The 14,718-nt window shown below is 47.1% G+C and carries 14 protein-coding genes and 1 tRNA gene; 13 read left to right on the top strand and 2 right to left on the bottom strand.

Annotated features, from left to right (window positions below; all coding sequences use genetic code 11):
* Positions 1 to 2 precede the first annotated feature (2 nt).
* The 12 genes from QTO06_RS11765 to QTO06_RS11710 are packed head-to-tail and all read left to right on the top strand — an operon-like array spanning position 3 to position 12,630.
* Positions 3 to 1,373 (top strand): AMP-binding protein, encoded by a 1,371-nt coding sequence (locus QTO06_RS11765; RefSeq protein ID WP_331408197.1) that lies wholly within the window; start codon positions 3 to 5, stop codon positions 1,371 to 1,373.
* An 11-nt stretch (positions 1,374 to 1,384) separates the two neighbouring features.
* The gene (locus tag QTO06_RS11760; protein WP_005446483.1) at positions 1,385 to 1,744 is read left to right on the top strand and encodes an ApeI family dehydratase; all 360 of its coding nucleotides are present in this window, start codon (positions 1,385 to 1,387) and stop codon (positions 1,742 to 1,744) included.
* 1 nt (position 1,745) lies between these two features.
* Positions 1,746 to 3,488, top strand: a complete 1,743-nt coding sequence (locus tag QTO06_RS11755) for a glycosyltransferase family 2 protein (RefSeq protein WP_331408196.1) — start codon at positions 1,746 to 1,748, stop codon at positions 3,486 to 3,488.
* Entirely contained in the window at positions 3,472 to 5,025 is a 1,554-nt protein-coding gene (locus QTO06_RS11750; protein ID WP_331408195.1) for an HAL/PAL/TAL family ammonia-lyase, read from the top strand. Before QTO06_RS11755 ends, QTO06_RS11750 begins: the two co-directional genes overlap by 17 nt.
* Positions 5,025 to 5,471, top strand: a complete 447-nt coding sequence (locus QTO06_RS11745) for an acyl-CoA thioesterase (protein WP_331408194.1) — start codon at positions 5,025 to 5,027, stop codon at positions 5,469 to 5,471. The genes QTO06_RS11750 and QTO06_RS11745 overlap by 1 nt, the downstream gene beginning before the upstream one ends.
* On the top strand, positions 5,471 to 6,100 hold the full coding sequence (locus QTO06_RS11740; RefSeq protein ID WP_283311357.1) for a LolA family protein: 630 nt from the start codon (positions 5,471 to 5,473) through the stop codon (positions 6,098 to 6,100). Before QTO06_RS11745 ends, QTO06_RS11740 begins: the two co-directional genes overlap by 1 nt.
* Positions 6,072 to 8,414 carry an MMPL family transporter gene (locus tag QTO06_RS11735; RefSeq protein ID WP_331408191.1) on the top strand — a complete coding sequence of 781 codons (2,343 nt, stop codon included), beginning with the start codon at positions 6,072 to 6,074 and terminating at the stop codon, positions 8,412 to 8,414. Before QTO06_RS11740 ends, QTO06_RS11735 begins: the two co-directional genes overlap by 29 nt.
* The gene (locus QTO06_RS11730) at positions 8,411 to 9,022 is read left to right on the top strand and encodes a DUF3261 domain-containing protein (protein WP_331408190.1); all 612 of its coding nucleotides are present in this window, start codon (positions 8,411 to 8,413) and stop codon (positions 9,020 to 9,022) included. Before QTO06_RS11735 ends, QTO06_RS11730 begins: the two co-directional genes overlap by 4 nt.
* Positions 9,023 to 9,043: 21 nt before the next feature.
* The gene (locus tag QTO06_RS11725; RefSeq protein ID WP_331408189.1) at positions 9,044 to 10,231 is read left to right on the top strand and encodes a beta-ketoacyl-[acyl-carrier-protein] synthase family protein; all 1,188 of its coding nucleotides are present in this window, start codon (positions 9,044 to 9,046) and stop codon (positions 10,229 to 10,231) included.
* Positions 10,224 to 10,688: a hotdog family protein gene (locus QTO06_RS11720; RefSeq protein WP_017188383.1), complete on the top strand. Its 465-nt coding sequence runs from the start codon at positions 10,224 to 10,226 to the stop codon at positions 10,686 to 10,688. Before QTO06_RS11725 ends, QTO06_RS11720 begins: the two co-directional genes overlap by 8 nt.
* Entirely contained in the window at positions 10,685 to 11,410 is a 726-nt protein-coding gene (fabG, locus tag QTO06_RS11715) for a 3-oxoacyl-ACP reductase FabG (protein WP_029788652.1), read from the top strand. The genes QTO06_RS11720 and fabG overlap by 4 nt, the downstream gene beginning before the upstream one ends.
* Positions 11,407 to 12,630, top strand: coding sequence for a beta-ketoacyl-ACP synthase (locus QTO06_RS11710; protein ID WP_331408188.1), 1,224 nt, complete (start codon positions 11,407 to 11,409; stop codon positions 12,628 to 12,630). The genes fabG and QTO06_RS11710 overlap by 4 nt, the downstream gene beginning before the upstream one ends.
* A 52-nt stretch (positions 12,631 to 12,682) precedes the next feature.
* On the opposite strand, the gene QTO06_RS11705 is transcribed toward QTO06_RS11710, so the two are convergent.
* Together QTO06_RS11705 and QTO06_RS11700 are read right to left on the bottom strand one after the other, a co-directional pair.
* Positions 12,683 to 13,279 carry a DUF1471 domain-containing protein gene (locus QTO06_RS11705; protein WP_331408187.1) on the bottom strand — a complete coding sequence of 199 codons (597 nt, stop codon included), beginning with the start codon at positions 13,277 to 13,279 and terminating at the stop codon, positions 12,683 to 12,685.
* Between the two features lie 112 nt (positions 13,280 to 13,391).
* Positions 13,392 to 13,468, bottom strand: a tRNA-Arg gene (locus QTO06_RS11700).
* Between the two features lie 204 nt (positions 13,469 to 13,672).
* Between QTO06_RS11700 and folD the strand changes: the two genes are divergently transcribed.
* The gene (gene folD / locus QTO06_RS11695; protein ID WP_005430847.1) at positions 13,673 to 14,533 is read left to right on the top strand and encodes a bifunctional methylenetetrahydrofolate dehydrogenase/methenyltetrahydrofolate cyclohydrolase FolD; all 861 of its coding nucleotides are present in this window, start codon (positions 13,673 to 13,675) and stop codon (positions 14,531 to 14,533) included.
* Positions 14,534 to 14,718 lie beyond the last annotated feature (185 nt).

Here is a 14,718-nt window from a genome sequence, read left to right as displayed (position 1 = left end):
GTATGAACACAAGTTCGTTAAACTTCTCCTCTATTGCGACCTTAATGACAGCCAATAGAGAGGCACAATCCACGATTGCGTATGACAGAAACCAAACCATGACGTGGGAGTCTTTTCAGCACAACGTCGCCAGTTTGCGAGCAACGTTAGAAGCGCTTGATGCCCAACGAATCGCGCTCTGTTTTGGCAACAGCTACCTTTTTGCGCTCAGTTTCTTTGCTTGTTGTCATGCTGGAAAATCAATCGTCCTTCCCGGCAATTACCAACCTGAAGCTTTAAAAGAGCTCGATGAGCACTTCGATCTTGTATTGCACGACAATGAAGTGATGATTCCAACAGGGCTCTCAGCTTTGCACGTGAATACAAGTTCCGATTCTCTCATTTGTGAATGGCAAGCCTTGCCACTTGCGAATATCAACGTCACGCTGTTTACCTCAGGTTCAAGCGGTAAACCAAAAGCGATCAGAAAAACACTCAAACAACTGGATGTGGAAGTCGCCATTCTTGACGGCTTATGGGGTGACAAACTGGAAGGCTCTCATATCGAGAGCACGGTGTCTCACCAACATATCTACGGGTTGCTATTCCGCGTTCTCTGGCCATTGTGCTCTGGGCGCCCTTTTGCCGCTCATAACTTAGAATTTCCAGAGCAGATTGTGCATTTTGCCTCTACTGAAACAACATTGATCAGTAGCCCTGCATTACTTAAGCGCCTGACAGAAGAGCATCAACCATCGGCGTTACGCTGCGTTTTTTCTTCTGGAGGTCCTTTACCTAATGATGCTGCCAATCACAGCCAGCAATTGTTTGGTGATTACCCATTAGAGGTCTTCGGCAGTACCGAAACGGGTGGTATCGCTTATCGACAGCAACTATCTGCTACCCAACCTTGGACTCTTTTCCCCGGTGTTGAAGCCGCTCTAAATCATGAAAACTGTTTAAAGCTTCGTTCTCCCCACATTGACGAAAACGCGTGGTATCAAACTGCAGATGAATGCTATTTCCATGATAGTATTTCCTTCGAACTACGCGGTCGCACCGACAGAATCGTCAAAGTTGAAGAAAAGCGCGTTTCGTTGGTCGAAGTCGAGAAGCGTTTAGAGCAATTGCCGTGGGTAAAAGAAAGCGCCGTCATCCCGATGGAAGACGCCGGGCGGCTGTCTCTATTTGCAGTGATTGTCTTGACCAACGAAGGCGATCAAACACTGCAAGAACTCGGGAAAGGTAAGTTCTGGTTAGCGCTAAGAAAAGCCTTGCGTAGCTGGTTAGAGCCGATTGCTATTCCAAGAAAATTCCGCGTTTTAGACGAGATTCCGCTCAATAGCCAAGGCAAGCGCCAGATCGCTGAAATAGAAAAACTGTTCCAAGAATAAAAGAACTCATCATGGACAAAAGAAAACCAACGCTCAAACAGGTTGATATCGACAATCACATCGCGACGATTGAAATGCGTGTCGATGCCGACATCTTGGATTTCCAAGGTCACTTTACCCATTTCCCATTGTTGCCAGGCGTAACACAAATCGATTGGGCGCTGTTTTATGCGGTCGAATACTTGAACACACCAACACTGTTCAAAGGCATGGAAGTTATCAAATTCCAAGAACCTATCCTACCGGATATGTGCGTTAGTCTTACGCTTTCTTGGGATGCAGAGCGTGAAAAACTGGCATTTAAGTACACGTCGATCTCGGGCGAGCAAACCGTGGTTCACTCTTCAGGCAAAATGAAACTAGGGAATTAACGTGACAAGCGCAAGCAACGAGAACCAATACCACCCTTGTTTTCTTATTCCATGCTACAACCATGGCAGCACGATTGCGGCTGTAGTTGAGTCGTTGTCTGTTTTTTCCCTGCCAGTTTTAGTCGTTGATGACGGCAGTAATGAAGAGACAAAACGTGCTCTAGATGCTTTAGCAAATGAAGAGAAAATCACCTTGATTCGCCTTTCAGAAAACCAAGGTAAAGGTGGCGCAGTAATGGCTGGTATTAAGCAAGCGCTGCTACAAGGGTTCTCTCATGCAATTCAGATAGATGCCGATGGGCAACACGACCTTGAGGCTGTGCCAACGTTATTGCAGGCTTCGCAGGCTAACCCAAACAGACTAATTTCTGGACAACCGGTTTACGACGAAAGCGTACCTAAATCACGTCTCTACGGACGATACGCGACCCATGTTTGGGTGTGGATTGAGACGCTATCGTTTTCTATCAAAGACAGCATGTGTGGCTTTCGGGCTTACCCTCTTACCCAGACTGTGGACGTACTCAACAAGTACGACATTGGTAAGCGCATGGACTTCGACATTGAGATCTTAGTTCGTATGTATTGGGAAGGCACCGATATTGTTTTCGTACCAACACGCGTGATTTACCCTGAAGGTGGCATTTCTCATTTTGATGCACTTTGGGACAACGTAAAAATCAGTTGGATGCACACACGTTTGTTCTTTGGCATGTTGCCTCGCATCCCTTCATTGCTGGCTCGTAAGCACAAGCGTGCAAACGAGTCCAAGCAAGCAACATCTCGCGACGATCATTGGTCAAAGCGAAAAGAACAAGGCACCGTGTTGGGGATCAAAACCCTATTAGCCGTGTATCGAGTATTTGGACGCAAAGTTTTTGACCTCATTTTGAAGCTCGTAATGCGTTACTACCACCTAACAGGTAAGTCTGCTCGACAAGCTTCTGAGCTCTACTTAGATCAATTGCAACAACACGCGAAACAACAGAACATCACCCTACCTCAACCTTTGGACAGCTATCAGCACCTGCTGTCATTTGGGCGAACCATGCTTGATAAGTTGGCAGCTTGGCAAGGTGATTTCAGTGTGGACAATCTTACCATTCATGGTCAGCACCACTTCAAAGAGATGGCTGAGAAACAACAAGGCGTGGTCATTCTTGGTTCCCACCTTGGTAACATCGAATTGTGTAGAGCGCTTGGTCGCCGACATTCACACGTGAAAATCAATGCATTGGTGTTCACCGAGCACGCCGAGCAATTTAATGCCGTGATGAAGGCCGTCAACCCAAGCTCCGAGCTTAACCTTATCCAAGTGAGTTCGATGGGACCCGATACCGCCATTTTGCTTCAACAAAAAATAGAGCAAGGTGAATGGGTGGTGATTGTTGGCGATCGCACTTCCACCAGCGTTGAAAGCCGCGTCGTTTGGGCGGACTTTTTAGGCAAGCCAGCGCCCTTCCCACAGGGACCATTTATGTTGGCTTCAGTGTTAAAAGCTCCAGTTTATCTGCTGTTTGGTCTACGAGACGATAACGCCGAAACGCCGCACTTTAACGTATATTTTGAACATTTTAGTGATCAAATCGTCTTACCACGTAAGAGTCGCCAAGAAGCGCTGGACAACGTGGTGCAGCAATATGCGCAACGATTAGAACATCACACACTGCAAGCTCCATTGCAGTGGTACAACTTTTTTAATTTCTGGACTTTAAGTAATCAGCAACATGACAATGAACAATAATCAAAGCATCACCTTTGGTGCAGAACGCCTTTCGATTGAAGATGTCGTCGCGATTGCACATGGTGCAAAAGCAAACATGAATGCGTCACCGGAATTCACATCGAAGATTGATCGCGGTGTGGCATTCCTAGAAAAATTACTTAAAGAAGAAGGCGTAATTTACGGCGTAACCACTGGGTATGGCGACTCTTGCACTGTTGCAATCCCACCAGCATTGGTCGATGAATTACCCCTTCACCTCACTCGCTTTCATGGTTGTGGTTTAGGCGAGAGCTTGTCTCATGAGCAAGCAAGAGCCGTGCTGGCAACTCGCCTATGTTCTCTATCACAGGGGGTTTCTGGTGTTTCGCATGATCTGTTGAACCAAATCGTCAACCTGATCAACCACGACATTGCACCACGCATCCCGCAGGAAGGCTCGGTTGGCGCCAGTGGCGACTTAACACCACTGTCTTACCTTGCTGCGGCGCTTGTTGGTGAGCGCGATGTGCTTTACAAAGGTGAAGTACGCCCAACTCTTGATGTATTTACTGAACTTGGCATTACTCCAATTACGCTCAAACCAAAAGAAGGTTTGGCGCTGATGAATGGCACATCCGTGATGACTGCTCTGGCGTGTATTGCTTACAAACGCGCAGAATACCTTGCTCAGTTGTGCACTAAGATCACGGCGATGGTATCGGTAGGTATGCAGGGCAATGATTTCCACTTTGATGAAGCCCTCTTCGCAGTGAAACCTCATCCGGGTCAACAACAAGTTGCGGCATGGCTACGTAACGACCTTAAAGCGGAACGCCCACCACGCAACAGTGACCGCCTGCAAGATCGTTACTCTCTGCGTTGTGCTCCACACGTGATCGGCATGGTTCAAGATTCTCTTCCTTGGTTGCGTCAATTGATCGAGAACGAGCTTAACAGCGCAAACGACAACCCAATCATCGATGGCGACAACGAACGCGTACTGCATGGTGGACACTTCTACGGCGGTCATATTGCAATGGCGATGGACACACTGAAAACAAACATCGCGAACCTAGCGGATCTACTGGATCGTCAGATGGCTCAGTTAATGGACTACAAGTTCAACAATGGTCTGCCATTCAATCTGACGGGCGCGGAAGGCGAACGTAAGCCAATCAACCATGGCTTTAAAGCGGTGCAGATTGGTATTTCAGCTTGGACAGCAGAAGCGCTAAAACACACCATGCCTGCAAGCGTGTTCTCACGCTCAACAGAGTGTCACAACCAAGACAAGGTGAGCATGGGTACGATTGCAGCTCGCGACTGTATGCGCGTTCTTGAGCTGACAGAACAAGTCGCAGCGGCATCTTTGCTGGCGAGTGTTCAAGCGGTAGAGATTCGTCGCCGCCATAATGAGCTAGACGAACACCACATGAGCAGTAACTTGAAGATGATTCGCGATGCGGTACTGGAAGAGTTCGAGTTTGTTGTCGAAGACCGTCCACTAGAGCACGATCTACGTAACTTCATCGCTAAAATCCAACAACGTCACTGGTTGTTGTACGCGGAGGCGTAATGCAAGAACAAGTCCTTTACCCGCTAGAAACCGAGGTGACAATGGTCACCTCATTTCAGGATGCTGATCCGATGGGCGTCATCTATCACGGTAACTTCTTTCGTTACTTCGAAGAAGCACGCCGAGTGCTAATGGAGAAGGTTGAGTACAGCTACCGTGATATGCAAGCGTCGGGCTACATGTGGCCAATCATCGACACCCGCGTGAAGTATGTAAAGGCAATCCCATTCAACCACGAGATTCGCATTACCGCGACGCTCACTGAGTGGGAAAACCGCTTGCGCGTAGACTACGTGATTTATGATGCCAAAACCGATCAACGCATGTGTAAAGCTCATACCACGCAAGTGGCAGTTTCTATCGAAAAACAAGAAATGTGCTTTGTTTCTCCTGCCGCTTTTCTAAATAAAGTAGAGCAGTGGCATAAGTGTGGGAGCCTATCTTAATGCGCAAATCCTTGTTCTCTTTATTTGTGTCTATGGCTCTGCTCGTATCATTCTCGACTCCGAGCTGGGCTAAAGTGGTGGATCTCGACTCATTGCAGGCGCAGCTGTCACAAAACGAAGTAGTCCGCGGCGATTTTAAACAAAGCCGTCACCTAGAGATGTTTAATCAACCGCTTACTTCAACAGGCATTTTTACTCTCAGCAAATCGCACGGTTTACTTTGGCAACAGCAGATCCCATTTGCCGTAAACTTGGTTTTAACTCAAGACAAGTTACGCCAGACCTTTGCTAACCAAGTGCCAAAAACCATCACCGCACAAGAAAACCCAATGGCATTCTATTTTAGCCATGTATTTCTATCGGTTTTCCATGGTGATACCGCAGCATTGAAAGAACAGTTTACGCTGGACTTTTCTGCTCAAGATAGTGGTCAATGGCAATTGGTTCTCACTCCAAAACAAGCGCCACTTAACGCGGTGTTTAAAGCCATCACGCTCTCTGGTAACACCCATATTGACCAATTAATGCTAGAAGAACTGCGCGGAGACAAAACAGAGATTGAGTTTACTCAACAAGCGTCTTTGCCAAAGGAATTAACGGATGCAGAAAAGGCTCAATTTGATTTCTAAATTCCGTCTAGGTTCATACGCATTGGCTTGGCTTTGGTTAAGCTTAGTTGTGATCGCAAGCGCTCTGCTATTAAAACAATGGGTGGGGTGCGAACACTCGCCGATTGAAACCAACATCCTAAAGCTGTTGCCTGAAAATCAGCAAAATCCAATCGCAGAACAAGCGTTTGAAGCAATCTCCACCAGCATGAGTGATCAAGTCATCTTTGTACTGACCGCTGCCGACAAAACACAATTGCTAAAAGCCGCTGGCGCATTTGAAAAAGGGTTAAGAGAAACCCAACAGTTTACCAACGTCATCGGGAAAATATCACCTGACGCTCAACAAGCTTGGGCAAGCTACTACTTCAATCATCGTTTCCAGCAACTGACTCAAGCACAACGAGAGCGACTAAGCCAAGACCCACAAGCTCAAGTGCAATATGTGGTTCAATCCCTTTACAACCCGTTCTCGGGCGTAACAGGTCAAGAGCTACAAAACGATCCGTTCTTACTGTTTCGTGATTACTTAAGCCAAGTCACGCAGCAAACATCAGCGTTTAGACTCGATAATGGCTACTTGTCTGTCGAAAAAGATGGTCAACAATACCTCTTAATCACTGCGACAATCAGTGGTTCTCCATACGCTCTATCGACTCAAAGTGTCGTTCCAAAAATCGAACAGCTAGAGCAATCCATCGCCGCACAGTTTGGTGCTAAAACTGCGCATACCGGCGTACTGTTTTACGCAGACTTTGGCACTCAGAGTGCGAAATCAGAAATCAGCACTATTGGCGTGTTCTCTTTATTGGGCATCGTCGTGTTGTTCTTGGTTGTGTTCCGCAGTTTAATGCCACTCTCTTTAGCGCTGTTATCCATTTCGGTTGGCTTGCTGATTGCTCTTAGCGTCACCACTTGGGTATTTGGCAAAGTCCATCTATTCAGTTTGGTCTTCGGTGCAAGCTTAATTGGTGTTTCAATAGACTACGCTTTCCATTATCTGACTGAACGTTTATCTGAAGGCAGCCAGTGGGACAGCCGAAAAGGTCTCAAACATATTTTTGCTGCCATCACTTTAGGTCTTATCACCAGTTTGATTGGCTATTTAGGCATGTTGATTGCGCCCTTCCCTGGCTTGCAGCAACTTGCTCTTTTCTCCTCTATCGGACTGATTGCCGCTTACGCAACCGTAGTGGCTTGGTACCCGATTCTCGCAGTGAAACCTTCTCGCAATGCGGTGAAAGTACCGGGTCATCGGTTGTTGTCTGCATGGTTATCTGTGTGGCAACGTCCTAGTGTGAAAGTTGGGCTGCCGCTTATCTGTCTTATCATCAGTGGCTATTTTCTCACTCAGTTGAAGTACGACGATGACATTCGCCAATTGCAAGCCATGCCAGAAACGCTAAAGCAGCAAGAAGCTTTGATTACAAAAGTCAGTGGAATGCAGGCTTCTCAGCAAATGCTTGTGGTCACCGCCGACACGGATCAATCTCTACTTCAACGACTAGAGCAACTTGACCCCACGCTACAGCAATGGCAACAAACCAACATCATTGAAGGCTATCAAAGTTTGAGTAAGTATCTGGGCTCAACCGAACGCCAACAAAGTGATTTTGCTCTGATAGCGAATCTGTACCAAACGCAAGCTTCTGCTTTAGCATCAGGCTTACAACTGGCACACAAGCCAAAACTGACAAACACCCTTGTGCCAGTCAGTTTGCCAGACTATCTAAACAATCCGGTGTCCGAACCAATTCGCTTCCTCTACTTGGGAGAAATCGAAGGTCAATCGGCAGCGGTCATCACGTTAAACAAGTTGAACGCCCCAGAAATTGTAAAAGCATTTGCGCAGTCTCAACCAGATATCAGTTACTTAAACAAAGCCGAAGAGATCTCGACATTATTTGGCGAGTACCGCATTAAAATCATGGAGCTGTTATTTGCTGCTGTCGCGATTATTTTTGCCGTTCTAGTCAAACGCTACGGCTTTCACCACGGTTGGCGTATTTTACTCCCTTCAGCAATTGCTTGTATTGGAGGTCTCGCTGCCGCGGTTGCTGCTGGCTCGACACTCAACTTATTTAACTTGTTAGGCTTGATCCTGATCTTGGGAATCGGTATCGACTACACCCTATTTTTTGCTGAGAAAGCACGCAGTTTGAGCACTCTTCTCGCGATTACGCTCTCTGCCATCACAACGGTATTGTCTTTTGGGTTACTCTCTCTCAGTCAAACCCATGCGATTCATAGCTTTGGTGTGACCGTTTTAAGCGGCATTTTCATCGCTTGGCTACTCTCGCCAATTGCTATTATGACTAAGGAAAAATCACAATGAGCACTTCCACGGCCATGCGTATTTTCATCACAATGATTTTTGTAACTTTGCTCAGTGCTTGCAGCTTAGTACCCAAACAATCAACGCCTAGCGTCGAAATAGAACAAGGCGTCTCTGTCGCGCTCCCTGCCCCGAACGATCTCGGTTATCACCTCACAGCAAGCCAGTTGATTACTGCGACTTGGACCGCAGAAGGAAAAGAGAGACAAGAACAACTGCCAGTGCAATTACAAGTGAACAGCAACGATGTCACACTAGCCGGCTTTTCCTCTTGGGGTACCCGAATTTTATCCCTCAACTACAATGGTGAGCAGATAAATACAGAAGTTTTAACCGGTCTCGATGGCACGTTGCCAGAACCGGAGCAAGTACTATTCAACCTAATGATCACGCTGTGGCCGAGTTCTGCTTGGGAAGCGCCGCTAAATAAGGTAAGGTGGCGAATGATTGATGATGAATATTCTAGAGCCGTGTTTAATAGCGACGGTGAAAAGATCATAGACATCCACTATGAGAATCGCGACAAACTGAAAGGTAAGATTAGCTTTAATCACCTTCAACATCCGTTTTCGATTTCTATTCAAACACTGCAGTATCAATTAAATTAAGAACGATCCTAATACAACACTATGTCTACTCGCTCTCCTCAACCTTTGTATATTCAGGCCTGCGGCTTTCATTCCGCGATGGGTAACGATGATGCAAGCATTCATCAATGTCTATCGGGTTCTAAGCCATCGAACATGGTCATGGATAAAACCATTCTGAATAACGATCGAGAAACCGTTATTGGACGCGTCTTAGAGCCATTACCAACGCTTCCGCAAGCGTTGCATTCGTTTGATTCTAGAAACAACCGACTCGCACTCTCTGCCATTTTGCAGATCGAACCCAAAGTCCGCGAAGCCATTAGCCAATATGGCTCAGACCGCATTGCCGTGGTGATCGGGACCAGCACCTCCGGCATTGCAGATGGTGAAATTGCCTTTGCAGAAAAGCTCTCAGGTGGTGCGTTCCCAGACGATTACCATTACCGTAAGCAAGAGCTTGGTCATTGCAGTGACTTTGTCGCCGCGTATTTTGGATTGACAGGTCCTCATTACGCTGTATCGACAGCTTGCTCTTCCAGTGGACGCGTATTTATCACCGCTCAACGTCTTTTAAAATCGGGGCTAGTCGATGCCGTGATTGTTGGTGGTGTCGACACCATATGTCGCCTGACCTTAAATGGCTTTTGTGGTCTAGAAGCCCTGTCAGACAAACACTGCTTACCATTCGATGCAGATCGTTCGGGTATTAATATCGGAGAAGCCGCGTCCATCATGCTATTGAGCCACACGCCCGCCAAAGTGGCGTTGTTAGGCGCAGGAGACAGCTCTGACGCACATCATATCTCTGCACCACACCCAGAGGGACTCGGTGCAGAAGAGGCCATGAACAAAGCCCTTTCAAACGCTGGCTTAACGGCTGAAGATATTGGTTACATCAATGCGCATGGAACCGCGACCCCATTGAACGATTCGATGGAAAGCAAAGCCATTTTCCGCTGCTTTGGCGATGCTGTATCAGTGAGCTCAACCAAACCGTTAACCGGTCATACTCTAGGTGCCGCCAGCGCAACTGAAGCGGCAATCGCATGGCATATTTTGAATTACGATCTCGATCTCCCCGTCCAGCATTGCGCAAACAAAGCGGAAGATATCGAAATCTCCCTCGTTGAAGCACCATCAAAACTTGGTGGAAAAGCGATTTTAAGCAACTCTTTTGCTTTCGGCGGTAATAACGTTAGTCTTATTTTTGGTTACGCTCATGACTAAACTTCCCCCAATTGAACAACTGCTTCCGCACGATAGACCAATGATCTTGGTTGATCGTGCTATCGATATTCAACAAGACACCATCCATTGTCAGGTTGATATTGGCGAGCATAACCCTTTTTTCAACCGTGATACTCAAACGGTTCCGGCGTATGTCGGTATAGAGTTTATGGCACAGTCTGTTGCCGCTTGGTCTGGCTACCATGCCCTTATTCAAGGACAGGAGCCACCTATTGGGTTCTTATTAGGCAGTCGACGTTACACTTCTGAGTGCGATGCCTTTACTCAAGGTCAACAGCTCGACGTGTATGCCGAGAAAATGATGGAAGACAATGGCATGGCGGTGTTTTCTGCTCGCATGGAGTGGCAAGAAAAAACCATCGCTACCTGTCAGTTGAACGTATACGTTCCATCAGAAGAAAAATTAAAAGAAATGAAAATCAGGAGTCAACAATGACCCGACAAGTCCTCGTAACTGGTGCCAGTAAAGGCATTGGTAAAGCCATCGCCGTTCAACTTGCCAAAGACGGTTTCCACGTCGTCGTGCATTACATGGGTGATCAACAAGGCGCACAAAACACTTTAGAGACCATTGAACAACATGGTGGCTCGGGTCGTCTGATCCAGTTTGATATCAGCAACCGCGAAGAATGCCGCACTAAATTAGAAGCCGACATCGCAGAGCATGGTGCTTACTACGGTGTCGTCAACAATGCTGGCATCACTCGCGACACTGCTTTCCCAGCTATGACGGAAGAAGAATGGGATGGCGTGATTCATACCAACCTAGATAGTTTCTACAACGTACTGCACCCTTGCGTAATGCCAATGGTACAAAAACGCAAAGGCGGTCGTATTGTGACTCTCGCGTCAGTGTCTGGTCTGATGGGCAACCGCGGTCAAACCAACTACAGCGCGGCAAAAGCTGGCGTGATTGGTGCAACGAAATCTCTCGCGCTTGAACTCGCAAAACGTAAGATCACCGTGAACTGTGTGGCACCAGGTCTTATTGATACTGGCATGGTGGATGAGCACGTAAAAGAGCACGCGATGCCGCAAATCCCTCTTCGTCGCATGGGTGAACCAGAGGAAGTGGCTGGTCTGGTAAGCTACTTGATGTCTGATATCGCAGGTTACGTTACCCGCCAAGTTATCTCAGTAAATGGAGGCTTAGTATGACTCGTCGAGTCGTTGTGACAGGTATGTCCGGTGTTACTGCCTTTGGTAACGATTGGTCAGCAGTAGAGCCTAAACTGCGCGACTGCCAGAACGCCACTCAATACATGCCTTCTTATGAACAATATGATGGTTTGAACACCAAGCTTGCTGCACCTGTAACTGACTTCGAACTACCGAAGCATTACAAACGCAAACAAGTCCGCGGTATGGGTCGTGTCTCTAAGCTTGCGACTGTCGCAACAGAAAACGCGCTAAGCCAAGCCGGTCTGATTGGCAATGATGTTCTCACTAATGGTCAAACCGGTATCGCTTACGGCTCATCTACAGGCAGTACCGATGCCATTGGCGCATTTGGTGTAATGCTAAATGACAAAACCACCAAAGCGATTACCGCGACAACTTACGTACAAATGATGCCACACACGACTGCGGTTAACGTTGGTCTGTTCTTTGGCTTAAAAGGTCGCGTAATTCCAACCAGTAGCGCATGTACTTCCGGCAGCCAAGCGATTGGTTACGCCTACGAAGCCATTAAGCACGGCTACCAAACCGTGATGGTTGCAGGTGGCGCTGAAGAGCTTTGCCCAACAGAATCGGCTGTGTTTGATACCCTTTTCGCGACCAGTTTGAAAAACGATGCACCGAAAAGTACCCCAAGACCCTACGATACCGAGCGCGATGGCTTAGTAATTGGCGAAGGCGCAGGTACATTGGTTTTAGAAGAGTACGAACACGCAGTGGCTCGCGGCGCGAAAATCTATGCAGAGATCATTGGTTTTGCAAGCAACTGCGATGCTGCGCACGTAACACAACCTCAAATGGAAACCATGCAAATCTGTATGGAGATGGCGCTACAGAACGCAGGCATTTCGGCAGATCAAATCGATTATGTATCGGCGCACGGTACGGCTACTGACCGCGGTGACATTGCAGAAAGCAACGCCACGGCAAATGCACTTGGTAAAGTGCCAATCAGCTCATTGAAGAGCTACTTTGGTCATACCCTAGGTGCTTGTGGCGCTATTGAGGCGTGGCTAGGCCTAGAGATGATGCACGGAGGTTGGTTTAACCCGACCCTTAACCTAGAGAACCTAGACCCACAATGTGGCGACCTAGATTACATCTCAGGGCAAGGTCGCGAGCTCAATGTTGAACACCTAATGAGCAATAACTTTGCGTTTGGCGGTATCAACACCTCACTCATCTTTAAAAAGATCTAAGCCCCTTTTAAACAAAAAAGCGCTAGCTTTCTTAGCTAGCGCTTTTTTTGTTCTATTTGTAAGCTACAGAGCGGTGCTTACAGCGATAAACATCTGCTGAAACTGACGTTGGATTTTGTCCATCAGTTTCTATCACCTTCACCACGTGATATCGGTTACCACCCGCCATATAAACTTGGTTTGCAAGTTCCTCAAATAAGGAACCTTTTTGTTGCTCAGACACAACTTGGTTACCGATGACTTTACACTCATTGTTTTCCACCTCTGCAAATGAGATTGGCTGCACCTCATTGGCACCAGGCAGTAACATGGTCTTGGTTGCTTTAGCCACACTTACGCTCGGTGCCGATGGACAATGATACAACTCAGCAACCACACTGGAAGGACGACCACGACTGGTATCGAGCACGGTAGCAATGTGATAACGGTTACCTCCCGATGCGTATGTTTGATTCTTCAACATACGGTCAACGTTGTTAGGATGGATATCTTCAATCGTGTAAGAGTCCACCATCTGACAATTAAGATTTTTAATTGCTACGTCAGTAATCGGAGAAATATTGACAGCTTGTGGAAGCACACGAACTTTACGCGTGACACATCCACTTAAAATAGAAAGCACAACTGCGGTTAGAATTATTTTTTTCATGATTTACTAAATGGAATAGAAGAGAACCAAATTCTATGAAATGAGTCATTTTGGACAATCCAAAACGACAAAACCCCGACAACTTAGAGAGCTATCGGGGTTTCTAAATAAATGGCACGCCCTATAGGATTCGAACCTATGACCACATCCTTAGAAGGGACGTGCTCTATCCAGCTGAGCTAAGGGCGCGCTACAGGGACAGGATTATACGAGTTCAAGCGCTTAAATCAACGGGTTTTCATAACATTCTGATCTGAATGCCTAAAAAAAGGGCACTAAAGCGATAAATGTTCAAAAACACCCCAAAGCAAACGTTTGCGTATGGATGTTAAATAGATTTTCTGCGACAATGCGCCGCAAATAATTTGCCTTCTCAATTTAAAAAGGAAAGTCATGACTGCTCAAAATATAGATGGAACTCTCATTTCCCAAACTGTTCGATCCGAAGTTGCAGCACGTGTGAAAGCTCGCGTTGAGGCTGGCCTTCGTGCTCCTGGTCTTGCAGTTGTTTTAGTTGGTGAAGATCCAGCTTCTCAAGTTTACGTTGGCAGTAAGCGCCGTGCGTGTGAAGAAGTTGGCTTTGTCTCTAAGTCTTTTGACCTTCCTGCGACAACGTCGGAAGAAGAGTTGTTGGCACTTATCGATGAGTTGAACAACGACGCAGAAATCGATGGCATTCTTGTTCAGCTACCACTTCCTGCTGGCATCGATGCAACGCACGTTCTTGAGCGTATTCACCCAGAGAAAGACGTGGATGGCTTCCACCCTTACAACGTTGGCCGTCTAGCACAGCGCATTCCTAAACTTCGTTCTTGTACGCCAAAAGGCATTATTACGCTGCTTGATCGATACAACATCGAGCTACGCGGTAAGCACGCGGTTGTGGTTGGCGCATCAAACATTGTTGGTCGCCCAATGACACTTGAGCTGCTTCTTGCTGGTTGTACGACAACAACTTGTCACCGCTTTACCAAAGACCTAGAGGGCCACGTTCGTCAAGCTGACCTTGTTGTAGTTGCAGTTGGTAAACCAAACTTCATTCCTGGCGAGTGGATTAAGAAAGGCGCTGTTGTGGTCGATGTGGGCATCAACCGTCTTGAATCTGGCAAGTTAGTAGGTGACGTTGAATACGATAAAGCACGTGAGAACGCGAGCTTCATTACACCAGTACCGGGCGGCGTTGGCCCAATGACGGTAGCAAGCCTAATTGAGAACACGATGCTGGCTTGCGAGCAGTTCCATACGAAGAAGTAGATTCGAGATTCGAGATTCGAGATTGGAATGTGGAATGTGGAATGACCCCTTAAAAGTAGACACAGGGGGTTAATTCATTAGCTCAAAGTCTATGGGGCTCACTCCACCTAGAGTCCCATGTCTTCTTACCGGATTGTAATATGTATCGATATAAAGTCGGCTTTGCATTGTCATTTCCTGACGAG

The sequence above is a fragment of the Vibrio sp. M260121 genome (assembly GCF_036533715.1).
Classification (GTDB): Bacteria; Pseudomonadota; Gammaproteobacteria; order Enterobacterales; family Vibrionaceae; genus Vibrio.
This window is presented reverse-complemented; position numbering and strand designations above follow the sequence as displayed.

Coding starts and splice junctions, on each gene's coding strand:
- QTO06_RS11765 (WP_331408197.1), top strand. CDS start 3: ATGAACACAAGTTCGTTAAACTTCTCCTCTATTGCGACCTTAATGACA.
- QTO06_RS11760 (WP_005446483.1), top strand. CDS start 1,385: ATGGACAAAAGAAAACCAACGCTCAAACAGGTTGATATCGACAATCAC.
- QTO06_RS11750 (WP_331408195.1), top strand. CDS start 3,472: ATGACAATGAACAATAATCAAAGCATCACCTTTGGTGCAGAACGCCTT.
- QTO06_RS11745 (WP_331408194.1), top strand. CDS start 5,025: ATGCAAGAACAAGTCCTTTACCCGCTAGAAACCGAGGTGACAATGGTC.
- QTO06_RS11740 (WP_283311357.1), top strand. CDS start 5,471: ATGCGCAAATCCTTGTTCTCTTTATTTGTGTCTATGGCTCTGCTCGTA.
- QTO06_RS11735 (WP_331408191.1), top strand. CDS start 6,072: ATGCAGAAAAGGCTCAATTTGATTTCTAAATTCCGTCTAGGTTCATAC.
- QTO06_RS11730 (WP_331408190.1), top strand. CDS start 8,411: ATGAGCACTTCCACGGCCATGCGTATTTTCATCACAATGATTTTTGTA.
- QTO06_RS11725 (WP_331408189.1), top strand. CDS start 9,044: ATGTCTACTCGCTCTCCTCAACCTTTGTATATTCAGGCCTGCGGCTTT.
- QTO06_RS11720 (WP_017188383.1), top strand. CDS start 10,224: ATGACTAAACTTCCCCCAATTGAACAACTGCTTCCGCACGATAGACCA.
- fabG (WP_029788652.1), top strand. CDS start 10,685: ATGACCCGACAAGTCCTCGTAACTGGTGCCAGTAAAGGCATTGGTAAA.
- QTO06_RS11710 (WP_331408188.1), top strand. CDS start 11,407: ATGACTCGTCGAGTCGTTGTGACAGGTATGTCCGGTGTTACTGCCTTT.
- QTO06_RS11705 (WP_331408187.1), bottom strand. CDS start 13,279: ATGAAAAAAATAATTCTAACCGCAGTTGTGCTTTCTATTTTAAGTGGA.
- folD (WP_005430847.1), top strand. CDS start 13,673: ATGACTGCTCAAAATATAGATGGAACTCTCATTTCCCAAACTGTTCGA.